20 protein-coding genes and 5 tRNA genes are annotated in these 24270 nt (G+C 44.9%); 11 read left to right on the top strand and 14 right to left on the bottom strand.

What is annotated here, in order from left to right; translation table 11 throughout:
• Positions 1–44: 44 nt before the first annotated feature.
• The 9 genes from ACE1OE_RS21095 to lolB all read right to left on the bottom strand — a co-directional run bounded on the left by ACE1OE_RS21095 (position 45) and on the right by lolB (position 5150).
• Positions 45–121, bottom strand: a tRNA-Met gene (locus tag ACE1OE_RS21095).
• Between the two features lie 87 nt (positions 122–208).
• Positions 209–283: transfer RNA gene (locus ACE1OE_RS21100), tRNA-Gln, on the bottom strand.
• Between the two features lie 63 nt (positions 284–346).
• Positions 347–431 (bottom strand) — tRNA-Leu (locus ACE1OE_RS21105).
• A 31-nt stretch (positions 432–462) separates the two neighbouring features.
• A tRNA-Met gene (locus ACE1OE_RS21110) sits at positions 463–539 on the bottom strand.
• A 296-nt stretch (positions 540–835) separates the two neighbouring features.
• Positions 836–1927, bottom strand: a complete 1092-nt coding sequence (ychF, locus tag ACE1OE_RS21115) for a redox-regulated ATPase YchF (protein WP_102470826.1) — start codon at positions 1925–1927, stop codon at positions 836–838.
• 10 nt (positions 1928–1937) lie between these two features.
• On the bottom strand, positions 1938–2528 hold the full coding sequence (pth, locus tag ACE1OE_RS21120; protein ID WP_102470827.1) for an aminoacyl-tRNA hydrolase: 591 nt from the start codon (positions 2526–2528) through the stop codon (positions 1938–1940).
• A 121-nt stretch (positions 2529–2649) separates the two neighbouring features.
• Positions 2650–3600, bottom strand: coding sequence for a ribose-phosphate pyrophosphokinase (locus ACE1OE_RS21125; RefSeq protein WP_102470828.1), 951 nt, complete (start codon positions 3598–3600; stop codon positions 2650–2652).
• 27 nt (positions 3601–3627) lie between these two features.
• On the bottom strand, positions 3628–4548 hold the full coding sequence (ispE, locus tag ACE1OE_RS21130; RefSeq protein ID WP_449212190.1) for a 4-(cytidine 5'-diphospho)-2-C-methyl-D-erythritol kinase: 921 nt from the start codon (positions 4546–4548) through the stop codon (positions 3628–3630).
• A complete protein-coding gene (gene lolB / locus ACE1OE_RS21135) occupies positions 4530–5150 on the bottom strand; it encodes a lipoprotein insertase outer membrane protein LolB (protein ID WP_449212191.1) in 621 nt (206 codons plus the stop codon). The genes ispE and lolB overlap by 19 nt, the downstream gene beginning before the upstream one ends.
• A 172-nt stretch (positions 5151–5322) precedes the next feature.
• Here lolB and hemA point away from each other — a divergent pair, with 172 nt between their 5' ends.
• The 6 genes from hemA (at position 5323) to kdsA (ending at position 10775) form a co-directional block, all read left to right on the top strand.
• Positions 5323–6582 carry a glutamyl-tRNA reductase gene (gene hemA / locus ACE1OE_RS21140; protein WP_372060044.1) on the top strand — a complete coding sequence of 420 codons (1260 nt, stop codon included), beginning with the start codon at positions 5323–5325 and terminating at the stop codon, positions 6580–6582.
• A gap of 27 nt (positions 6583–6609) precedes the next feature.
• Positions 6610–7698: a peptide chain release factor 1 gene (gene prfA, locus ACE1OE_RS21145; protein ID WP_102470832.1), complete on the top strand. Its 1089-nt coding sequence runs from the start codon at positions 6610–6612 to the stop codon at positions 7696–7698.
• 3 nt (positions 7699–7701) lie between these two features.
• Positions 7702–8553 carry a peptide chain release factor N(5)-glutamine methyltransferase gene (prmC, locus tag ACE1OE_RS21150; RefSeq protein WP_449212192.1) on the top strand — a complete coding sequence of 284 codons (852 nt, stop codon included), beginning with the start codon at positions 7702–7704 and terminating at the stop codon, positions 8551–8553.
• Between the two features lie 155 nt (positions 8554–8708).
• Positions 8709–9092 carry a SirB2 family protein gene (locus ACE1OE_RS21155; RefSeq protein WP_372060041.1) on the top strand — a complete coding sequence of 128 codons (384 nt, stop codon included), beginning with the start codon at positions 8709–8711 and terminating at the stop codon, positions 9090–9092.
• 3 nt (positions 9093–9095) lie between these two features.
• Complete coding sequence (locus ACE1OE_RS21160) at positions 9096–9905, top strand: SirB1 family protein (protein ID WP_102470835.1); 810 nt, start codon at positions 9096–9098, stop codon at positions 9903–9905.
• A gap of 18 nt (positions 9906–9923) precedes the next feature.
• Entirely contained in the window at positions 9924–10775 is an 852-nt protein-coding gene (gene kdsA, locus ACE1OE_RS21165) for a 3-deoxy-8-phosphooctulonate synthase (protein ID WP_102470836.1), read from the top strand.
• 130 nt (positions 10776–10905) lie between these two features.
• Here kdsA and ACE1OE_RS21170 read toward each other — a convergent pair whose 3' ends face one another.
• Entirely contained in the window at positions 10906–12039 is a 1134-nt protein-coding gene (locus ACE1OE_RS21170; RefSeq protein WP_449212193.1) for a diguanylate cyclase, read from the bottom strand.
• Positions 12040–12512: 473 nt separating this feature from the next.
• On the opposite strand from ACE1OE_RS21170, the gene ushA reads away from it, so the two are divergent.
• Positions 12513–14180 carry a bifunctional UDP-sugar hydrolase/5'-nucleotidase UshA gene (ushA, locus tag ACE1OE_RS21175; RefSeq protein WP_449212194.1) on the top strand — a complete coding sequence of 556 codons (1668 nt, stop codon included), beginning with the start codon at positions 12513–12515 and terminating at the stop codon, positions 14178–14180.
• An 83-nt stretch (positions 14181–14263) separates the two neighbouring features.
• Positions 14264–14740 (top strand): Cys-tRNA(Pro) deacylase, encoded by a 477-nt coding sequence (gene ybaK, locus ACE1OE_RS21180; RefSeq protein ID WP_449212195.1) that lies wholly within the window; start codon positions 14264–14266, stop codon positions 14738–14740.
• A 136-nt stretch (positions 14741–14876) separates the two neighbouring features.
• Here ybaK and rluF read toward each other — a convergent pair whose 3' ends face one another.
• From rluF to ACE1OE_RS21195, 3 genes are all read right to left on the bottom strand, one after another.
• Entirely contained in the window at positions 14877–15866 is a 990-nt protein-coding gene (gene rluF, locus ACE1OE_RS21185; protein WP_372060037.1) for a 23S rRNA pseudouridine(2604) synthase RluF, read from the bottom strand.
• Positions 15867–15940: 74 nt separating this feature from the next.
• Positions 15941–16522, bottom strand: coding sequence for a DNA endonuclease SmrA (smrA, locus tag ACE1OE_RS21190; protein ID WP_449212196.1), 582 nt, complete (start codon positions 16520–16522; stop codon positions 15941–15943).
• Positions 16523–16719: 197 nt separating this feature from the next.
• Positions 16720–16860 (bottom strand): DUF3149 domain-containing protein, encoded by a 141-nt coding sequence (locus ACE1OE_RS21195; RefSeq protein WP_102470842.1) that lies wholly within the window; start codon positions 16858–16860, stop codon positions 16720–16722.
• Positions 16861–17113: 253 nt separating this feature from the next.
• Here ACE1OE_RS21195 and ACE1OE_RS21200 point away from each other — a divergent pair.
• Positions 17114–17190: transfer RNA gene (locus ACE1OE_RS21200), tRNA-Pro, on the top strand.
• A gap of 100 nt (positions 17191–17290) precedes the next feature.
• On the opposite strand, the gene ACE1OE_RS21205 is transcribed toward ACE1OE_RS21200, so the two are convergent.
• Positions 17291–17698 carry a hypothetical protein gene (locus ACE1OE_RS21205; RefSeq protein WP_449212197.1) on the bottom strand — a complete coding sequence of 136 codons (408 nt, stop codon included), beginning with the start codon at positions 17696–17698 and terminating at the stop codon, positions 17291–17293.
• Between the two features lie 459 nt (positions 17699–18157).
• On the opposite strand from ACE1OE_RS21205, the gene fdhF reads away from it, so the two are divergent.
• Positions 18158–22276: a formate dehydrogenase subunit alpha gene (gene fdhF / locus ACE1OE_RS21210; RefSeq protein ID WP_449212198.1), complete on the top strand. Its 4119-nt coding sequence runs from the start codon at positions 18158–18160 to the stop codon at positions 22274–22276.
• Between the two features lie 463 nt (positions 22277–22739).
• Positions 22740–24197, top strand: a complete 1458-nt coding sequence (locus ACE1OE_RS21215; protein WP_449212199.1) for a protein adenylyltransferase SelO — start codon at positions 22740–22742, stop codon at positions 24195–24197.
• Positions 24198–24270 lie beyond the last annotated feature (73 nt).

Raw genomic sequence — 24270 nt, forward strand, 5'->3', positions numbered from 1 at the left:
AATATATAGTTATAAAGACATTGGAGAATCTAGATAACGTTGTATGGTGGCTACTGCGGGATTTGAACCTGCGACCCCATCATTATGAGTGATGTGCTCTAACCAGCTGAGCTAAGTAGCCATGTTTTGCAAGCGAGACAATATAATACAATCTTATCTCTAGTTCTACCGAATTTAAGAAAAACTTCTATTCAATAAAACAAAATGTTGGCTGGGCTACCTGGATTCGAACCAGGGAATGCTGGCATCAAAAGCCAGTGCCTTACCGCTTGGCGATAGCCCAACAGGATGGTTTAGAGTACTTGAAACTCAAAGTCATCATACTTGATTCTTTATTTCTAAAGAATGGTGCGGTCGGAGAGACTTGAACTCTCACACCTCTCGGCGCCAGAACCTAAATCTGGTGCGTCTACCAATTCCGCCACGACCGCATTGTTGTTCCTGTTACAAGAAAATTTGAAATGGTGGCTACTGCGGGATTTGAACCTGCGACCCCATCATTATGAGTGATGTGCTCTAACCAGCTGAGCTAAGTAGCCATTTCTTTTCAATTTTTCACTCCCGGCGTTAAGTTGCCTTATCGCTGAGAACGGGGCGCATTATGCGTAGTTGAGACAAATGCGTCAACTTTTTTTTTGAAGAAATCCACTAAAAAGTGCTGTTCGAGTTTTTTTTAAACAAATAGCGTCGTTTGTGATCAAAAACTGTTATATAAGCACCAGCTAAATGGTGTTATTTGTTACGAGTCATTTGATAGCTGAGTTTTACGCTAAGGCTTTAAAAACAACAAAAGCCAGCAGATGCTGGCTTTTTATACAAAACAACAATTGCTTTGTTAAACGTTGAAACGGAAGTGAATTACATCGCCATCTTTTACAATGTAATCTTTGCCTTCAAGACGCCATTTACCCGCATCTTTTGCTCCAGATTCACCGTTGAATTCGATAAAATCATTGTAACCAACGACTTCGGCACGAATGAAGCCTTTCTCGAAGTCAGTATGAATTTTACCAGCAGACTGTGGTGCCGTGGCGCCGATAGGAATCGTCCATGCACGTACTTCTTTAACACCCGCGGTGAAATAAGTCTGTAGCGTTAGAAGATCGTAGCCCGATCGAATCACACGGTTAAGTCCCGGCTCTTCGATACCCATGTCGGCGAGGAATTCTACGCGATCTTCATCATCAAGTTCTGACAGCTCAGATTCAATGGCTGCACAAACGGCAACCACCACGTTGTTTTCATTGGCTGCAAACTCACGAACGGCATCAAGATACGGGTTGTTTTCAAAACCGTCTTCGTTAACGTTGGCGATGTACATCGTTGGTTTAAGGGTTAGGAAGTTCAAGTAGCCAATCGCTGCGAGTTCTTCTTTTGCCAGTTCAACGGTACGTGCCATGCCACCTTCAGTAAGCACTGGTAGTAACTTTTCAAGTACAGTGGTTTCAAATTTTGCGTCTTTATCGCCGCCTTTTGCTTTTTTAGCATTGCGGAAGATCGCACGTTCACAACTGTCAAGATCGGCTAATGCTAATTCTAAGTTGATCACTTCGATATCATCAATCGGCGATACTTTACCTGAAACGTGGATAATGTTGTCGTTTTCAAAACAACGAACAACGTGGCCAATCGCGTCAGTTTCGCGGATGTTAGCTAAGAATTTGTTACCTAAGCCTTCACCTTTTGATGCGCCAGCCACAAGGCCCGCAATATCAACGAATTCCATTGTTGTCGGCAAAATCTTTTGCGGATTAACAATTTTAGACAAGGCGTCTAGACGTAAATCTGGAACAGGAACGATGCCAGTGTTTGGTTCGATAGTACAGAACGGGAAGTTTGCTGCTTCAATTCCTGCTTTTGTTAGTGCGTTGAACAGAGTTGATTTACCAACGTTTGGCAATCCAACGATGCCACATTTAAAACCCATGATTGTAACCTTATTCAGCTTTGAACGTGTGTAGGCGATTTTGTGCTTTTGGCAGGCCATCTTTAAGTAAAATATCAAGACTGCGTACAGATTCATCGACAACAGCATCAAGGCATTCTTGCTCTTTTGCTGGTGCTTTACCTAATACATAGCCTGCGACTTTGTCTCTGTGTCCAGGATGGCCAATACCAATCCGAAGGCGATAGAAGTCTTTATTGTTGCTGAGCTTACTGATGGTGTCTTTGAGGCCATTATGACCGCCATGACCACCACCTTTCTTGAACTTAGCAACACCTGGAGGTAAGTCTAGCTCATCGTGAGCGACCATGATTTCTTCAGGTTGAATTTGATAGAACTTGGCTAAAGCGGCAATGGCTTTACCTGATAAGTTCATAAATGTTGTTGGAACTAATACTCTAAGATCACTGCCATTAGCCTGGATTCTACCAGTTAGGCCAAAGAATTTTGGTTCATTCTTTAAGGTGATGTTATGAATTCGAGCAAGCTCTTCGACCACCCATGCTCCTGCATTGTGGCGCGTTCTCGCGTATTCGGGACCTGGGTTGGCTAGGCCTACAAGTAATTTTATCTGCTGAGTCAACGGACCGATCTCTCTTGAATATCAAAAAGCGCGGTATGATAGCACACTAAGTGGAGACACAAAACGTGAATACAAAAAAACCACTTCATCAAGAAGTGGTTTTTTATAATACGTTGAACGCTTACTTAGAGCTGAACATCGCAGAAATTGACTCTTCGTTGCTAATACGGCGAATCGCTTCAGCCAGCATAGAAGATAGCGTTAACTGGTGAACTTTACCGGTTGCTGCCATTTCTTTTGTCAATGTAATTGAGTCAGTCACGATGACTTGGTCAAGTACTGAGTTCTTGATGTTTTTAGCGGCGTTGCCAGAGAATACTGCGTGTGTTGCGTAAGCAAATACACGCTTAGCGCCACGTTCTTTCAGAGCTTCGGCTGCTTTACACAGTGTGCCACCAGTATCGATCATGTCATCGACGATGACACAGTCACGGCCTTCAACATCACCGATAAGGTTCATGACCTCAGACACGTTTGCACGTGGACGACGCTTATCGACGATCGCGATGTCAATATCACCGAGTGCTTTTGCTGTTGCGCGAGCGCGTACAACACCACCAAGATCAGGAGACACAACGACTGGATCTTCTAGACCACGGTTAGCCATATCTTCAAGCAGTACTGGTGTACCGAAGATGTTATCAACAGGTACGTCGAAGAAGCCTTGGATTTGCTCAGCATGTAAGTCGATAGTCAACACACGGTCAACACCAACGTTAGAAAGGAAATCAGCAACAACTTTAGCTGTAATTGGCACACGAGCAGAGCGTACGCGACGATCTTGACGTGCATAACCAAAGTAAGGAATTACAGCAGTAATACGGCCTGCTGAAGCGCGGCGCATTGCATCAATCATTACCACTAACTCCATTAGGTTGTCGTTAGTTGGCGCACAAGTTGATTGAATGATGAATACATCACTACCACGAACGTTTTCATTGATTTGAACAGCGACTTCGCCATCAGAAAAACGGTCAACAGTAGCATCTCCAAGAGAGATGTATAGACGATCAGCAATACGTTGGGCTAGTTCAGGTGTAGCGTTACCAGCAAATAGCTTCATATCAGGCACGGTGGAAACCTCAGGGTTGCGTCTAGTTTAAACAGATTGTGTTTGGGCTAATTGGTAATTAGCCAAGGTCTCTAGTAAAGGAGAGCGGTTGCACCCTTTCGCTACATAAGCGGAGACATTGTCAGGAAGGTGGTGAAAAACTTTCTCTGCGCTCTCTTTGCTGTTAAATTCAGCAAAAATGCAAGATCCGGTTCCCGTCAATCTCGACGGCGCGTATTGTAGCAGCCAAGAAAGTTGCTTATCAACCTCTGGGTACAGCATTCGGACAATTTTTTCGCAATCGTTTACGTAAAGCGAGTCTAAAAGCGTTGGTAAGTCTCGTTTTGGCGTATCTCTAGTTAATTTTGGATGCGTGAAAATATCGACCGTTGCGATACTGACCTCTGGTTTGACAACCAAATACCATTTTTCTTTCGGCTCTGCTGGTGACAGTTTTTCACCTACACCCTCAGCAAATGCCGCAAAACCACGCACAAAAACCGGCACATCAGCCCCGAGTGCTAGCCCTATATTTGCAAGCTCATCTGTGGTGCAGTCGAGCTGCCACAAATAATTGAGTGCGACTAATGCCGTTGCTGCATTGGAAGAGCCGCCGCCAATCCCGCCCCCCATCGGCAAGATCTTCGTGAGGTGAATATGTGCCCCCAGTGATTTGCCGCGTGGATTAGCGCAAAGCGCACCTGAGATGGCGTATTTTTGCAACGCGGTAGCGGCTCGCCAAATTAGGTTGTCTTGCGTGGCCACACCATCAATGTCTGGGGATAGGGTGACAGTGCCACTGTCGTTGGGTGTGATCTCAAGGTGATCGCACAGGTCTATGAATTGGAATAGCGTTTGGAGCTCATGATAGCCGTTAGCTTGGCGGCCAGTGATGTATAAAAATAGATTCAGTTTTGCGGGGCTAGGCCACCGTGTGGTTTGCTTCGCGGTCATTGTTTCATTGTCCATTTAGAGACCACTAGTTTTAGAGTGGTGTCGCCTTGCGTGAGCAGCATACGAGTAGGCATAGGAAGGGTTTGCTCTGAGTCTGTAAGAGTATAGCTTCGGTATGCCTCGTACTCTAATTGCCATGACTTATTTTGTAATTGTTTTGTCAAGCTGCCCACGGTATTGAAACTGTTTAATTGATAAGTATCAGCGGTCGTCGGAAGGCCGATAAGCCAATCTTGAAGTTGCTCAATAGGAATATCTAAACCAACAAGTTGATAAATGAGTTGATTGACATTTCTGCCACTTAGCTTTTGGCCGTCGTAGGTTTCAATGAAAGCCCCGCTGGGCGTTGACGTTAAATTTAAGACGGTCTGCCCTAGGAAGGTGGTCAACCTAACTTGAGTAAAATTAGGGGAGTGTGTCCATTGAAAGTTGAGGGTTTGTCGCTGCTCTGGAGAAACGTAGCCCAACTTCCCAATCGCAGTGTACTGGGTAAGAGAGGAAAGTTCAGATCGATGAGCGGTCCATTCTACGCTTTTAGGTTCAGGTGGTACGCTGGTACAACCTACAAGGTAAAAGGCGAGTAACGTATAGAAAAATTGGCGAGAGAGCTTAAGCATAGGAAACATCTTACGTGCTGGTTTATTGTTCAAATTCAATACAATATTGAAAGACTATAGCACCAAACCCACAAACTCAGGAAAACAAATTGGTCTGAGCCTTTCATTAAAGCGTGCCATCAAGTAAAATTCCGACCTATTTGTCATATCCGTATCAGAGAATTCGCTTTACATGTCATTGCTTGCCATTGGTATCAACCATAATACAGCGTCAGTGGATCTTAGAGAGAAGGTGGCGTTTCCGCCTGAAAAACTCGACCGAGCCCTGAATGAGCTAAAAGAAAATAGCAAGGTAAATGGCTCCGTCATCCTGTCAACGTGCAACCGCACCGAAATATACTGTGACACAGGTAGTTTCAGTAAAACACAACTGATTGATTGGCTGATTCAGTTTCACGGTGTTGCTGCAGAAGAGCTGAAACCTTCGTTGTATGTTCATGAGGAACAAGCGGCAATTCGGCATCTCATGCGCGTGTCATGTGGTTTGGATTCCTTAGTTCTTGGTGAGCCGCAAATTTTAGGGCAGGTGAAACAAGCCTATTCTGACGCAAGAGAGTTACGCGCGATTGATGGCAGCGTCGAGAAACTGTTCCAAAAGGTGTTTTCCGTCGCAAAGCGAGTTCGAACTGAAACAGAGATCGGCAGCAGTGCGGTGTCAGTCGCTTATGCGGCTTGTACGTTAGCACGACAAATTTTTGAAACCATCGCTGACTCCGTGGTCCTATTGGTCGGTGCGGGTGAAACCATAGAACTGGTAGCGAAACATCTGCAAGGGCATGGTTGTAAACAAATGATTGTGGCCAACCGAACCAAAGAACGCGCGGATGTGCTGGCCTCTCAGTTTGGTGCCCAAGTTATTGCTCTAAATGAGATTCCTGATGTGCTGCCACGTGCAGACATCGTGATCAGCTCGACGGCGAGCCCGCTACCCATTATTGGTAAGGGGATGGTCGAAACCGCCATTAAACAACGTCGATATCAGCCGATGTTGTTGATCGATATCGCGGTACCTCGTGATATCGAGTCACAGGTGGGGGAATTGAACGACGCCTACCTCTATACCGTTGATGACTTGCAATCGATAGTTGATGGTAATATCGAGCAACGAAAAGTTGAGGCGATCCAAGCGGAAGTCATTGTGAGCGAAGAAAGTGCTCAGTTCATGACATGGATGCGTTCACTTCAAGCCGTCGACAGTATCCGAGAGTTTAGAAAACAAGCGAATGAGACTCGCCACGATTTATTGTCAAAAAGTTTACAAGCTTTAGCCACAGGCTCCGATCCGGAAAAAGTGTTATTAGAGCTGAGTAATAAATTAACCAACAAGCTTATTCATGCGCCAACTAAGGCGTTACAAGATGCCGCCGAGCAGGGTGATCCTGCAAAACTGACGGTCATCAGACAAAGTTTGGGTTTAGACCAAACTAAATAAGCCATACCCTGAGATAAGACAGCAATTATGAAATCCTCCATCCTAATGAAATTGGAAACTCTGGTTGAACGCTACGAAGAAGTTCAACACCTGCTCGGTGATCCTGGCGTGATTGGCGATCAGAATAAATTCCGAGCGTTGTCGAGAGAGTATTCTCAGTTAGAAGAAGTGACACAGTGCTTCCAAGCCTACCAGCAAGCACAAGATGATCTTACTGCGGCAGAAGAAATGGCAAAAGAAGATGACGCAGAAATGCGCGAAATGGCGCAAGAAGAAATTGCCGAATCTAAAGCGACAATTGAACGCTTAGCTGATGAACTTCAGGTTCTGTTATTGCCAAAAGACCCTAATGATGATCGTAACTGTTTCCTTGAAATCCGCGCCGGCGCGGGTGGTGATGAAGCGGGTATTTTTGCTGGCGACCTTTTCCGTATGTACAGTCGTTATGCAGAAAAGAAAGGCTGGCGCATCGAAGTCATGAGCTCAAATATCTCTGAGCAAGGTGGCTTTAAAGAAATGATTGCTAAAGTAACGGGCGAAGGTGCGTACGGTGTGCTTAAGTTTGAATCCGGTGGACATCGTGTTCAACGTGTTCCGGCTACCGAATCACAAGGTCGTGTGCATACTTCAGCATGTACGGTTGCTGTGATGGCAGAAGTACCAGAAGCAGAGATCCCAGAGATCAAAGCCGCTGATCTGAAGATTGATACTTTCCGTGCATCGGGAGCGGGTGGTCAGCACGTCAACACCACTGATTCTGCTATTCGTATTACTCACTTGCCAACCGGCACCGTTGTCGAATGTCAGGATGAACGCTCGCAACATAAGAACAAAGCGAAAGCAATGGCGGTACTTGCCGCGCGTATCACTCAAGCTGAAGTTGCAAAGCGTGCTGCTGAAGTCTCTGACACTCGTCGTAACCTATTGGGTTCTGGCGATCGTAGTGATCGCATTCGTACTTACAACTACCCACAAGGCCGAGTATCTGATCACCGTATCACGCTGACGTTATACCGTTTATCAGAAATCATGGAAGGCGATCTCCAAACCTTGATTGACCCTGTATTGACGGAACACCAAGCCGATCAGCTTGCGGCGCTTGCTGAGAATAACTAATTGATGATATTGGAATCATCTATTGAAGCGGTGCTCAAACGGGCATCGCTTGTTCTTTCGGAGTCAGGTAGTGATTCGGCTTCGCTTGATGCGGCCGTGTTACTTTGCCATGCCCTAGATAAGCCAAGAAGTTACCTTCTGACGTGGCCTGAAAAGTGTTTAACCGACGCGCAGTCTGTGCAGTTTGAATCCTTGTTAGCTCGAAGAGTGAAGGGTGAACCTGTCGCTTATATTCTTGGTGAGCGTGAGTTTTGGTCATTGCCACTCAATGTTGCCTCCAGCACACTGATCCCAAGACCTGATACCGAGCGACTAGTTGAATTAGCGCTAGATAAGGCGAGCACTCTAACGGGCGATGTCCTGGATTTAGGCACAGGCACAGGAGCGATCGCATTAGCGTTAGCGTCTGAGTTACCTGAGCGTCAGTTTGTGGGTGTTGACTATCAACAAGATGCAGTAGAGCTTGCCACTGGCAATGCGACTAAGCTCGGTCTGGGGAATGTCACGTTCTGCCAGGGCAGTTGGTTTACTCCTATTGACGACAAGAAACGATTTTCGTTGATTGTGTCTAACCCTCCTTATATCGATAAGCACGATCCCCATTTGTCTCAAGGTGACGTTCGGTTTGAACCATCAACGGCGCTTATTGCGGAAAATAATGGCTTAGCAGACATCGAGTTGATCTCAGCTCAGGCGGCATCGTTTTTATTGCCAAATGGATGGTTGATGTTCGAACACGGTTTTGAGCAAGGAGCGGCGGTGCGATCTGTCTTGGAAAGTAATGGCTTTAAACACGTCATTACAGAACAAGATTATGCGGGTAACGACAGAGTCACACTTGGCCAATGGCAGTAGTGTGTAATTGATGATAGCTGGATAATAATCTGGCTTTACGCGGGTAGCTCTTAGAGTGGTAGAACCATAAGCAGTAACTGTAAGCCATAAAAATAAACTGTAATCCATAAAAATAAACAATAAGCCGAAAAATAATAACAGAGAGTAAAGTAGCTATGTATGAAGGACTAAAACATTTCCACTTGTTGACGATCGCACTAAGTGTTGCGCTGCTGTCTGTGAGATTTGGATTGATTATGATGAACTCACCAAAAGTGAATCATCCGTTTTTGAAGCGCTTCCCTCACATCAATGATTCGTTGCTACTGTTGTCAGGTATCGGACTTATCATGATTACTGGATTTATTCCGTTTACAGATGCCGCCCCATGGATGACAGAGAAAGTCACTTGTATCTTGGCTTACTTTGCGTTGGGTTTCTTTGCTTTAAAACTGGCCAAGAATAACTTACTTAGAATATGTGCATTTTTCGGTGCACTAGGATGGTTGATGATGGCAGCAAAGATTGCCATGTTCAAAACACCATTCTTAATGGGGTAAACGATGCTCGAACTGTTTGATGAAGATTTTGACGCCATCGCGTTAGTTGAAGGCGCTTTAATTTTAAATAAAGCTGTTGATCCAGACACTCAGAACCACTGGGCTGAGGCAGAATTAGCTCGTTTGCTAAAAGATGCTGAGCAAACTTTGGCACATGAAGTCGATGAGAAGCAACGCTTTGATGCCTTGCTCAGGTTGTTCTATAAAGAATGGAACTTTGGTGGTGATACCGAGGCCTATTTTTCGTCTGAAAATGCCTTCATCGATAAGGTGCTTGAAAGAAGAAAGGGGGTACCGGTTAGCTTAGGTGCTATCTTGATCTATCTGGCGAGCAAGCTAGGCTTCCCTGTAGAGGCCGTGACATTTCCAACGCAGTTTTTGTTGAAAGTCACTTGGCCAAACGAAGCACCCTGTTATATCAATCCATATGATGGCGAGTATGTTGCAAAATCAACATTACGTGCGTGGCTGATTGGTAATGAAGGCCCCTTGGCTAAATTAGAATCGAAGCATCTTGCCGTGTCTGATAACCCAACGGTAATCGGTCGTTGGCTGGCGTTGTTAAAAAGCGCCTTGTTAAGAGAAGAAAAATATACACTCGCGTTGCGATGTACCGACCTTGCGCTGACGTTTGTTCCTGATGACCCGTATGAGATTCGAGACCGAGGCTATATTTATCAGCAGTTGGATTGCCATCAAGTTGCCGCCAGTGATTTCCAATACTTTATCGACCAATGCCCTGATGACCCCGCGATTGAATTACTGAAAACACAGGTATCAGCGATCAGTCGTGCGCCTGTTATCCTTCACTAAAAAATTAGAGAGTATCCAATGACAGTTAAAACCGTTCACGTAGGTGATATCCCAGTAGCGAATGACAAACCATTTACCCTCTTTGCTGGTATGAATGTGCTTGAATCGCGTGATATGGCGATGCAAATTTGCGAGCACTATGTAAAAGTGACTGAGAAACTAGGCATTCCATACGTTTTCAAGGCGTCATTTGATAAAGCAAACCGTAGCTCAGTACATTCTTATCGTGGCCCAGGCTTGGAAGAAGGTCTGAAAATCTTCCAGGAGCTAAAAGATACGTTCGGTGTGAAGATCATTACCGATATCCACAACGAAGCTCAAGCTCAGCCTGTCGCGGATGTGGTGGATGTGATTCAATTGCCAGCTTTTCTTGCTCGCCAGACAGACCTTGTCGAAGCAATGGCGAAAACCGATGCGGTCATTAACGTGAAGAAACCTCAGTTTATGAGCCCTGGTCAAGTTGGCAACATCGTTGATAAATTTGCCGAGTGTGGCAATGAGAAAATCATCCTATGTGAGCGTGGTGCGTGTCATGGTTACGACAACCTAGTGGTTGATATGCTGGGCTTTGGCGTGATGAAGAAAGTATCGAACGGCAGTCCGATCATTTTCGATGTGACACACTCACTACAGATGCGTGACCCTTCAGGTGCAGCCTCTGGTGGTCGTCGTGAACAAACGGTTGAATTAGCAAAAGCGGGTCTGGCGACAGGTATTGCAGGACTCTTTATTGAGGCGCATCCTAACCCAGACGCGGCGATGTGCGATGGGCCATCGGCACTGCCACTCGATAAGCTTGAGCCGTTTCTAGCACAAATGAAAGCACTGGATGATCTTATCAAAGGCTTTGAACATATTGATATTCGTTAATCGATATTAAGTGTTTTATGTTGTGTAAATAAAAGCGGCCAATGGCCGCTTTTATTATGATCATTTAAGGCAAGTTCTTTAAGCTTTCCATTTATTCACCGGCATGACGCACTATTTTGAGTGTTGCTAACTAACCCTTCCATTGAGGCATCACCGTTTGGTTTCTTCCGGATGCTTTGGCCTTATAAAGTGCCTTGTCAGCGTAATTGATCGCCGCTAACACGCTATCGTTATGATGGTTTGCAATGTAGACTCCAGCCGACACAGTGACGTTAGCATTTCCATTTGGGTTTGAGACCGAACATTTTTGACGTAGGTGTTCTACTTGCGAAGCGATACGTTGAATATCTCCCTCGGGAAGGATAAGTAAAAACTCTTCACCTCCATAACGAATCAATTGGCCGTTAGCCGGTTTATTTGAGGCGAGTACTGAAGCGACTTTTCTGATGATGAGATCCCCCGCATGGTGGCCGTCACGATCATTGACCTGTTTAAAATGATCGATATCTAACATCACGAATGTGAGGTTCAAAGGTCGAGGTGCCTGCTCTGCATGGTGAATCCATTGATTCAAATAATGGCGATTGTGGATTTTTGTTAAAGCGTCCGTTTCACTCATATCTTTAAGGCGTTGAGAGTAGGCCGCGAGTTTAATTGATTGACTGCGTATCTTCTGGCTCTCTTCAAATCGCGTTCTGGTTTCTAGCGCTCTACGATAACTGCCAAGAATGCAGAATAGGGCAGTGCTTAATACCACCATATAATGGTTTGATTCTTTCATGGCTTCGAGTTCAGCTAGGGCGGGGTGCACGTAAAGAATATAGGGCAAAATGATGCCAATGATCGCTGTCAACGAATAACCAAATGAGAGCCGAGAAAAGGTCCCGATGTACAGCATGAGTAAAATACTGCCACTTTGGTAGTTGGTGTTTCCAATACTTAATGCAATGGCTCCAGCGAAATGGACAATGAATCCAGCACTGATAAAGAGCGCAACCTCAAGTATGGGTAAGCATCGCCATTGGTATCTTGAAGCGCAATATAATAACACGGCTGCACTGGATGCCAGGAAGATACGAGCAAAGACGACGGGGTCGGCATGTTGTTGTAAAACGAGTTTGTCAGAAATGGTGAAAAATAGAAAAACAACAATCGCCCCGTACATGAAATGTGCATAGGGTCGATAAATATGGGTGTCCAAAAATACACGATAACGTAATCGACGAAATGGATGCTCTTTTGTGAATAACAAAGAACCAAACAATACAACCACCCTTCACAACACCTGTTGCCTTGGCAACGAAAACAATACTTCTCACTATAGTGACTAAGGCTATAGGCAGTGATAAAAAACCACAACATAAATCATACAAAACGTGTTCACTTTTTATGTTGTTAAATCGGTACCCTCCTCGTTATCCCCATCTTTGTAGTGAATACGTAACACTCTTAGCAACAGTGGGTTTAACTTTATCGATATTGAAATTAATAATGTATGTAGTTAAATGTATGGGTACCAGCTCAGCAACTTGTGACCCATGCATCATAAAAGTGAAATCAACATGTTATGTTTAAATGGTTAATTTAAACTAACGCAACTTTTGTAATATTTCTAAGTATGTCTATACGTTGAAATTTAGCATGAATTGTTAATAATTATAAACCGTTTGTGAGTGGAAATATCCTTGATTACAAACGGTTAAAGCAGTGGAATCTCCTAAGTTCAAAGGTAGAACAATGAAAAATAGCCTTATATTAAAATCCGTACTTAGTGCGGCGATCATCGCATCACTTGCAGGATGCGCAACTCAACCAGAACATGAATGGAATGCCGATGAAACCTATAAGCTAACCGTTCTTCATACTAATGATCACCATGGCCGTTTTTGGCAAAACAAATACGGTGAGTACGGCATGGCTGCTCGTAAAACCCTGATCGACAGTATTCGTGCCGACGTAGAGGCCGAAGGTGGCAGCTTATTGCTCTTGTCTGGCGGTGATATTAACACCGGGGTTCCTGAATCAGACCTGCAAGATGCTGAACCAGATTTTAAGGGAATGAGTAAGATTGGCTACGATGCAATGGCATTGGGCAATCATGAGTTTGATAATCCTCTTGAAGTACTGTTTAAGCAAAAAGAGTGGGCGAATTTCCCAATGTTGTCTGCCAACATTTACGACAAGAAAACCGGTGAGCGCATGTTTGATGCTTACCAAATGTTTGACAAGCAAGGTATTAAAATTGCGGTTATTGGCTTAACAACCGAAGACACGGCGAAGATTGGTAATCCTGAATATATTGGGGGAATTGAGTTCCGTGACCCGAAAGTTGAGGCTAAAAAGCTCATTGCCGAACTAAAAGAAACAGAAAAACCCGATCTTATTTTTGCCGTGACTCACATGGGTCACTATGAAAATGGTGAGCGTGGAGTGAATGCACCGGGTGATGTTGCGTTAGCACGCTATCTTAATGAAGGCGACCTAGACATGATTGTCGGTGGTCACTCACAAGAGCCGGTCTGTATGGAAGGCCCTAATGTCGTTAAAAAGAATTTCAAACCAGCGGATGAGTGTAAACCTGATACTCAAAACGGCACTTGGATTGTTCAAGCACATGAGTGGGGTAAATACGTAGGTCGTGCCGACTATGAATTTAAAAACGGCGAACTCGACATGGTGAGCTACGATCTGATACCGGTTAACCTGAAGAAAAAAGTTAAAGTTGATGGTAAAAAACAACGGGTACTGATTGAAGGTGAGATTCAGCAAGATGCAGAATTACTTGCCTTCTTAACGCCGTATCAAGAAAAAGGTCAGGGTCAATTGGGTGAAAAAATTGCTGAAACAAATGGCAAGCTCGAAGGGGACCGTAATGTGGTTCGCTTTAAGCAGACTAACCTAGGTCGTTTGATTGGTATATCTCATAAAGAGCGAGCTAAAGCCGATTTTGCGGTCATGAACTCTGGTGGCGTTCGCGACTCCATTGAGCAAGGCGATGTGACATACAAAGATGTCTTAACGGTTCAGCCGTTTGGTAACATTGTCACTTACACCGACATGAGCGGCGCGGAAGTGCTAGATTACTTGAATGTTGTCGCGTTAAAACCGGTTGATTCTGGTGCATACGCACAGTTTGCTGGTATATCAATGACGGTAGGTAAAGAATCTGTTTCTGACGTTGTTATTAATGGTAAAGCACTAGACCCTAAAGCGACCTACAGATTTACGGTTCCTAGCTTTAATGCTGCAGGCGGTGATGGTTACCCTAAATTGAACAACCACCCTGGCTATGTGAATACTGGCTTTGTCGATGCTGAAGTGTTGAAAGACTACTTAGAAGCCAACAGCCCAATTGACGTCAATAAGTATGAGCCGAAAGGTGAGATCGTATACAAAATCAAATAGTCACTGATTGACTCTTTGTATGAGTCAGTTTAAAACTAAGCGGTGCCTTTGGTGCCGCTTTTTTTATTGTCTTGGGAACTGTTATGACACCTGCTATTAATCTTGCTAAAAAGAAGAAAATCAACCACGTTGTCCACCAATATCATCATGATCCAAGGCACGAGAGCTACGGGCTTGAGGCGGTACAAGCCCTTGGACAAGACCCTGAAACCGTTTTTAAAACGCTACTGTTTTCACTAAATGGTGAGCCAAAAAATCTGGCGGTCGCGATCATTCCAGTCGAGGAAAAATTAAATTTAAAATTGGCGGCAAAAGCGGCGGGCGGCAAAAAAGCAGAGATGGCCGATAAAGACATTGCTCAGAAAACGACAGGATATGTCTTAGGTGGTATCAGCCCGTTAGGACAAAAAAAGCTATTGCCTACTTTTATACACATTAGTGCTGAACTAAGAAAAACCATGTGCGTAAGCGCAGGAAAGCGAGGGCTTGAGATTGAGTTAGCGCCGCAAGATTTAGCGACGCTGACGCGTGGTGTTTTTGCTAATTTATGTGAGAGTTAGCTTACCGTCGCCCTAACGCAGGCAAATGCTTATTGTCTGCGGGAGCGGTTGTCTGCAAGAGCGGTTGCCTACAGGAGCTATTACCTACAAGCGCTATTACCAACAAAAGTGATTGCCTATAGGCGCTCAAAAGTGCCTACTTTTTTAACGACAAGGTTCCGCTAACACGAGCCTTCGGTTTGCTTGGTGTCGAGTTTTGACGAGGTTTATGCTCTGAATTAGGACGACCAGTACTAGGCTTATTGCGATTACTCTGTTTAGGCCCGCGTCTGAACTCATCGGCGCCATGGCCCGAGAAGGTCTTCATTTTTTCTCGTTTTGCTTCGATACGAGCATCATGAAGTTTGGCATCGGTTGCTTTATTGATGCGTCGACCTGTCCCATCTTTTCTAGAGGCTTCTTCGGTACTGGATGAGCCTTCACATAAGGCATGAATCTCTTGAACTTCTGCATCGCTAAGATAGCGCCACTGTCCGTTTGGAATACCATCAATACTGATGTTCATGATACGAACGCGACGGAGTTTAAGCACCTCGTAGCCTAGGGCTTCACACATGCGTCGAATCTGGCGGTTTAACCCTTGTGTCAGTGTGATTCGAAACGAGAACCGTGTTTCTTGTTCAACCGTACAAGGCAGCGTGACTGTGTCTAAAATCGCAACACCTGCCGCCATGTTCTTAAGAAATTCTTTTGAAACGGCTTTATCAACACGCACCACATACTCTTTTTCGTGGTTGTTGCCTGCACGCAAGATTTTATTGACGATATCGCCGTCATTGGTCAGAAAAATCAAACCATCAGAGGGTTTGTCTAATCGACCGATAGGAAAAATACGTTTGCTGTGTCCAATAAAGTCGACAATGTTACCAGGTACATCACGCTCGGTAGTACAGGTAATACCGGTTGGCTTATTCAAGGCAATATAAACAGGTTTCTCTTTGCTTTTAACTGGCTTGCCATCGATTTCTACGTTGTCACCTGCCATCACTTTTGTCCCCATTTCTGGAGTGATACCGTTGATGGTGACTCGTTTCTGTTCAATCAGTCGATCCGCTTCACGACGAGAACAAAAACCAGTTTCACTGATGTATTTATTAAGACGTTTACCGTCAGCAGAGTTAGGCATGAGTTTATATTACTCTTGGTTGGTCAGACACAAATAAGGTCGCGTATTTTATACCCAAGTGAGTGACAAGTCACTCAACTCGTTCGTTTTTGGTGCCGTTCTCGATTATCGAGCCGTTTTTCAGGGCTTTTCCTCAGTAAAACGTACACCGCACCGCTTCCACCGTGAAATTGTTGGGCGCTGTGGACACATTGGACATCTTTTATTTGAGTCAGCCAGTGCGCCACATAGCTTTTGATTAATGCTGGTGGGTTAGAGCGCTCACCTTTGCCATGAACAATAATGATCGTTCGCACATCCAGTCGCATGCACTGCCTTAAAAAAGCGGTGACTTCGTCTCTCGCCTGGCTGAGAGTCCGGCGATGGAGATCCAATTTAGCCTCTAGTGGGTATTTGCCTAAACGAAGTTTGCGATACACCCCTTCTTGCACGCCATCGCGCTTAAATTCGATAAGGTCTTCAGGTTTTAAGGGGGGAGCAGAATCCAATGATAAGTAATCAGGACATTGTTCTGACAGCCACAAGGCTGCATCGCGTTTTGCTAGTTGTGCTTCAGACACACGATGTTCTTTTTTCAGCTCAATCGTATCGTTTTCTAAGGGCTTAACATCGCCCATCATTTGTTGGAATAGCTCCAGATCATCATCTTGAGACATAACGTATCCCGGATAGGTCACACAGGTAAGAAAGTAGGATAACTAAAGTATATCTTAAGCTTGAGTTAGGGAAAATGAGAGGTGTTAAAAAAGAAGTATATGTGCAATAAAAGTCCGGAGTGAACAATACATTCACTCCGGTGCGAAGCGTTGTCTATTCTTCAGCATTGTCGCCGTCGAGTAGTGGCTAAGCGATTCTAGTGAGGAGATTTGTCATTCATTACTTTGTAGATGAAGAAACCACCGTAAAACAACATAAGCCCAATGGCACCAAAAATAACGATCATTGATGACAGGCCTACCGCATTACCAAATAGGAGATTAAGCCAAAAATCCATGTTTCCTCCAAAGCTAGATGACAGGTTGATGCTACTGTGTGGTTAAAAATCAGACACTGATCTGGATCAATTGAGAATAATTCGTTAATGACTTGTGTCTAACTGTGTGTGCTTGGTCACTATTTACGATTTATTGGTTGATACTTGAGCAAACGATCATTTGGCACAAAAAAGATGTGCTAAATGACTTGCGTCAAAAAAAATAATCAGTAATATACGAATCCGTTGCTTAGCAAGACTCAATGCAACATCTCGGTGAATAGCGCAGCTTGGTAGCGCATCTGGTTTGGGACCAGAGGGTCGGGGGTTCGAATCCCTCTTCACCGACCACATTTTAAAGCCTCGTCAGAAATGACGGGGCTTTTTTGCATCTGGAATTTGTGAGTTGAAGACTAGGGTTACTGCATGTGATGTGGGGGCTAAACGGTGCTTAACTGAATGCTGGCTGCGGTTTCAAACGTGCAAATAGTGCTTCAATGCCAAGCACAGCAAAGATGATCGCAAAAAATGCGACTACACCACTAAATGCGCCGGTAAATGCCACGTGCTGCTTGAAAATCAGGGCGATAATGGCCATAGCGGCCAACTTCGAACCCACTAAAATGATATAAGACGAGATACCACGCTTAAGTTTTGGGAAGGTCTGATGGCGTAAAAAGTGCGATGCCATGACCTTTTCTAGCGATATTGCCCCTTTGAGCATACTGGCGAGGATAATAGACGCTAATACAGCAACCTCTAAGCTAGCAATGAAAACCCAATCCCAAGAAGCGTGCAAGCTAAGCATAACAGCAGTCGTGATAACCGAACTCAGGGCGATATCTTTAAGCAATGTCATTGGTGATCCTCTATTCATTTATTACGGTGTTGATGAACAGAAGCATAGCAATGAAGTTTGTATCAAATTTACCATTATACGCCACTCAAGGTCTCGTTTTAGAACGGACAACATTTATCCTTTCTATATGTGTGGTTATAATAAACACAGATAGCTCCTATTTTAAGTCTCTATGATAGAGATCCCCAGCGAGCACCCAAAATTCTCTTTTTAACTTGTTCGACCACTGTGTTGCTGACTGTTGTTTCAGGGCATTGCTAATGGTTCGTTATAACCTGATTCTCAAATCCATACTGACTATGTGGACATGCATGTATTTGTATGATTAATTGTATTTGTATGATGAATTAGGTTCGCCCGAATTAGCTTAGCAATTCTCTGCTTATGCTAGCAAGGTTCTGCTTTAAAGCGCAGAGCACAGTGGGCCATGTGTCAATGATTTTAAAGAGATGGCTCTATATGAATGTAACAATTAATGGTCAAACTTACCTATTGCGCGAGCAAAAGAGTATCTTGGATGTCGCAAAAGATATTCAAATTGATGTCCCTTCACTGTGCTCTATCAGTCAGCATCCTAATAAGCAGTCGTGCGATTTGTGCGTTGTGGAAATCGTGGGCAAAGGTATTGTAAAAGCATGCGCGACCTGCATTGAGGACGGGATGACGATAGTCACTCAATCAGCGCAAATTAATACACTGCGCCGCCAAGCTTTAAATCGTATATTTGCCGATCATAATGCTGATTGTGAAGCCCCTTGCAAAGTTGCATGTCCCGCCAACGTAGACATACAAACCTATCTCTATCACATTGCACAGCAAGACCACTCTAAAGCGGTTGAGGTCATCAAAGATACACTGCCGATGCCTATCTCCATTGGTCGTGTGTGCCCTGCATTTTGTGAGCATGAATGTCGCCGTAGCTTAGTCGATGAACCTGTGGCGATTCGGCAATTAAAGCGCCACGCTGCTGATATTGATTTATCGCTTTCGGAACAATTTACACCTGAAAAGCGGCCATATAACGGTCACCGCGTTGCGGTAGTGGGGGCTGGGCCTGGAGGTTTAGCTTGCGGCTATTACTTAAGCTATCAAGGTTTCGCTGTGGATGTGTTTGAGTCCATGCCCGAAGCCGGCGGATGGCTGCGTTACGGTATCCCTGAATACCGGCTACCTAAAGCAACGCTAGACAAAGAAATTGAACTAATGTGCCGCGGTGGCATGCGAATTCATACCGACACCAAGCTAGGTAGCGACATGACGCTGGATGAGCTCACCGATAACTATGAAGCGGTGTGTTTAGCGGTTGGGGCAACGAAGGCCGTCAATATGCCTTACCCAGGCTCCGATCTACCGGGATGTATCTTAGGCGTCGACTTTCTTAAAGACATGATGACTAACCAATCATTTAAAGTCGGAAAAAAGGTCGCCGTCATTGGTGGCGGCAATACCGCGATTGATTGTGCTAGAACTGCAATTAGAGAGGGGGCGAAAACAACCATTATCTATCGACGAACCCGCCATGAAATGCCCGCTGAACTGCATGAGATTGAAGCCGCAGAACTTGAGGGAGTTAAGTTTCGATTTTTAACGAATCCAGTAGAAAATATGGCTGATTCAGATGGGCGAGTCAACCAGATTGAGCTAGAAATCATGGAGCTTGGTGAGCCTGATAGCTCAGGTCGAAGGCGACCAGTGTCAACGGGGAAAACCATCATCGAGTCATTTGATACAGTGATTTCCGCACTGTCACAAAAACCGGATGCGGACTTCTTAAAAGCGGCGAAGCATTCGTTGCCACTCACTGATTGGGGCACGGCGGCGTCTGATTCCGAATCGATGCATCATGGCTACAATATTTACAGCATTGGTGATTTTAGACGAGGCCCTGCCACGGCTATCGAGGCGATTGCTGATGGAAAAAAAGCCGCAGATGCGATCGAGCGCTTTATCCTTCAGGGGCACTTTAAGCCTGAGCGGACTCAATTCAACAGCCATAAAGCGGAACGGATTAGCCTTGTTAGGCAAACGGAATACCTGCAAGAACCCGCGCGACCACGAGCTCAGGCTGAGCAATTAGATGTCGATGCGTGTCAAACCACCTATAAAGAGGTTGAGCTCGATATCGACAGTGAACGAGCGATATCGGAAGCGGCGCGATGCCTTGAGTGTGGTTGCCAAGCGAATACACAGTGTGACCTGCGCGATTATGCGACTGAATATCAGGTGGACTATCGAGAGATTGATACCAATGAACGTAAAATGTTCCCGGTAGACAAGTCGAGTGAATTTATTGTGTTTGATGCAAACCGCTGCATTAGTTGTGGCTCTTGTGTCCACGCCTGTCAAACAGAATCAGTACACGGTATCTTGAATTTTTCTGAATCTTCTCACCGACCAAGCTTTCCTGATAATGCCATGATGGGTGACAGTAATTGTGTCCAATGTGGGGCGTGTGTCCAGGTTTGCCCAACCGGTGCGTTGGTGGATAAACGAGATAAGTCCCACAGCCGTATCGAAATGCTGACACCAGTGAAAACTATCTGTACATACTGCGGTGTTGGTTGTCGAGTTGAGCTGTATGTAGATGCGAGTAGCAATAAAATTCGTTATGTGAAAGGCGACAAAACATCACCTGTGAATCAAGGCATGCTCTGTGTTAAAGGGCGATTTGGTTTTGACTTTATTGATAGCGAAGAACGGCTAACCACGCCTTTGATCCGAAAGTCTGGGAAGCTCGAGCCCGCGTCGTGGTCGGAAACGATAGACTACGTGGCTAACAAGTTTTCTAAAATTAAGGCGATGCACGGTAGTGACAGTTTAGCGGGATTCTCGTCGGCGAAGACGACGAATGAGGACAACTATGCCTTCCAAAAACTGCTTCGTCGTGAGTTTGGTACCAATAACATCGATCATTGTGCTCGTCTGTGCCACGCATCAACGGTGACTGGCTTGGAAGCTGCATTCGGTAGCGGTGCGATGACGAATGACATCCCGAGCATTAAGCACTCGGATGTTATTTTTATCATTGGCTCTGACACCAGCGCAGCGCACCCCATTATTGGTTCTCATATTAAACAAGCGGTGGCAGATGGGGCGACATTGGTCGTTGCCGATCCTAAGCGGATTGATATGGTTGACCATGCCTCGCTTTACTTGCGCCACCGTCCAGGAACCGACGTGATGCTGCTCAATGCCATCATGCACCAAATTGTCCTTAATGGATGGCAAGATGATGAATATATCGCCGACCGAACAGAAGGATACCGTGAGTTTATTCTGGAGATAAATAAACCGGCTTATTCTGCCAGCAATGCTGAACTGATTACCGGAGTGCCTGCTGCTGATATTGAAAAAATGGCACAGATAATCGGTACGGCCAACGTCAGTTCGGTCTACTACTCGATGGGAATTACTCAGCATACAACAGGACATGACAACGTCCGTTCTATTGCAAACCTACAAATGTTATGTGGCAATGTTGGTATAGAAGGTGGAGGGATTAACCCACTTCGCGGTCAGTCTAATGTACAGGGCTCGTGTGATATGGGCGCATTACCGACAGATTATCCTGGTTATCAAAAGGTCACTAATCCAGAGGTGCAAGCGAAGTTTGCAAAGGCTTGGCATAGCCAAGATCTGCCGAAAGATCGTGGATTAACACTGACAGAAATAATTGATGCAGCGTGTGACGGTAACATGAAAGCCCTCTACGTCATGGGAGAAAATCCCGTATTGAGCGACCCGGACCAAGCGCATGTTTTGAAAGGCTTAAAAAATCTCGATTTCTTAGTGGTGCAGGACATTTTCTTAACCGAAACGGCTCAGTTGGCGGACGTTGTCCTGCCCTCTTATTCGTTCGCTGAGAAAGCAGGGCACTTTACGAATACCGAGAGGCGGGTCCAGAGACTTGTTCCTGCCGTGAAGGCGCCAGGGGAAGCGATGGAGGATTGGCGAATCATTCAACACATTGCCAATGCAATGGGAGGGGAGTGGCAGTATCAAACCGTACAAGACATTACGGAAGAAATCGCGCAAGTTACTCCTCAATATAAAGGAATTCGCTGGGAATCAATTGGTGGGAATGGGTTGCAATGGCCATGTAATGACGTCAAGCCATTTGGTACTCGTATCATGCACAAAGACCAGTTTATTCGAGGTAAGGGAGCGATGGCCGCGATTCCATTTGAATATGCCGCAGAGTTACCCGATGAAGCGTTCCCATTGACGCTGACCACTGGTCGTTTACTTGAACAGTTCCATACTGGAACGATGACGAGAAAAACAAAAGGGCTAGACAATTTAGCCGGCCCTAGAGTGATGATTAGTGTAGAAGATGCAGAGCGTCTTGATATTGGTAACGGCGAATCGGTGACATTGATATCTCGGCGTGGAGAAATTTCAGCCCCAGCATTTGTGACCAAAAAAATGCAACAAGGTGTGGTATTTGTTCCGTTCCATTTTGCTGAGTCAGCCGCCAATAAACTCACGAATACGGCCACAGACCCTTACGCCAAAATCCCTGAATTTAAAGTGTCTGCGGTTCGTTTGGAAAAAACTCGAGAGGTTATTTTGACTTAAAAATCGACATTAGGAATCATTGCATAAGAAATATCGATATAAGTTGATGTAAACAGCAGGGGAGTCCCCTTGCTTTCTCCCTAAATTCAGTGCCAATGACATACATTGTTGGCACTAATTCAAAGATTTGCGTTAACAATATTGAAAAAATAGCAATTTCGTTCTAAATTGTAATTGTAGTGTAATAAAAAGGAGAAATTGCCTATGCATCATGAAATGATTCAACCGTCTAACTTTGGCGTTATCAGCCGTACTTGCTTGTTCTCACTAGGCACAGTTGTTGCCATACTTGCGCTGATTTAATCACGCATGCTTTCTTAGAGGACAGTTCAAATTCCAGTTAAGTATTGGGATCTGGGTGCTCCTCTAGGCAAAAGACCCTTCTTTTAGTTGCTTTTTTATCAATTTCCTCCCGCTATACTCTTATTACACCTTATTTATTTGATGTAAAAGGGACTGAATTATGTCCATCTGGGATAGTGTCGACATATCAACTCGTTATTCTGAGTTTCCTGCTAGTTTTTATACCCCGGTCAACCCAACGCTTTTAAAAGCACCGCAGTGGGTAGCTTGGAACAGCGACCTTGCCAAAGACCTGCGACTGCCTAGCGTGGCAAACGAGTACCCTGAATTGCTCTCTGTGTTATCCGGTAGCCAACCCCTTGATGCCTTCACACCATTGGCAATGAAATATGCAGGCCATCAGTTTGGTGTTTATAACCCAGACCTTGGGGATGGTCGTGGATTACTGCTGGGCGAAATAAAAGACCGCTACGGCAACGTTCAAGATGTCCACATAAAAGGCGCTGGGAAGACACCATATTCAAGAATGGGGGATGGTCGCGCAGTGCTTCGCTCGACGATTCGCGAGTATTTATGCAGTGAAGCGATGTATGGGCTTGGTATCCCGACAACGCGAGCGTTAGGTATGATGGTCAGTGATACGCCGGTCTATCGTGAACGAGTTGAACAAGGTGCACTGTTGATACGACTATCTGAGAGCCATGTTCGTTTTGGTCACTTTGAGCATTTCTTCTATTCCGGTCAACACAGTGAGTTAAAACTCTTAGTTGATAAGGTCATTGAATGGCATTTTTCAGATAGCCTAAAACACGAACATGTTTATGCTGACTTCTTTACGCAGGTTGTTGAAAAAACAGCTGTCATGATAGCGGGGTGGCAATCGGTGGGCTTCGCGCACGGTGTAATGAATACCGACAATATGTCTATTTTAGGGCAGACCTTTGATTATGGTCCATTTGGATTCTTAGATGATTATGAACCTGGGTATATTTGTAATCATTCCGATTACCAAGGGCGCTATGCTTTTGATAACCAGCCTTCAATCGCATTGTGGAACCTAACGGCATTAGCACACGCGTTATCGCCTTTGATCGACCGAGAGCATCTGGATGCCGCTTTGCAGCATTTTACCCCCACTCTACAGCGCGAATATAGCCAAAAAATGCGCGCTAAATTGGGTATTTTAAGTAAACTCCCAGAAGATGGGGCGTTCTTTAATGAGACCTTTGACTTCCTCGAGCGTCATCATGTGGATTTTTGCCTATTTTTCAGAGCACTTTCTAATCTTGATACTCAGAATCGTTCAACGGTTACCGATCTTTTTCACGATCGTGAGGGAGCGGAGGCGTGGCTGGAGATATATTTATCCAGAGTTGAGCTGGAAAGTTTGTCTAATGTCGAGCGATGCGCCAGAATGCGCGCAGTTAACCCAAAGTACATCTTACGCAACTATCTGGCTCAACAAGCGATAGAGTCTGCTGAGCAAGGTGACTTTTCATTAGTTGACGACTTAATTTACGTATTGAAGACACCGTATGATGAACATGTTAATCATGCCTCGTTTGCTAGTTTGCCACCCGATTGGGGAAAGAAGATGGAAATTAGTTGCTCTTCATAAGGTTGAGCAAAGAATGAAGTATTGGTTTTCGTCATACTTGTTAAGTGTCACATTCGTGATCTTAGTCAAGATT

Source organism: Vibrio sp. E150_011, from assembly GCF_053544015.1.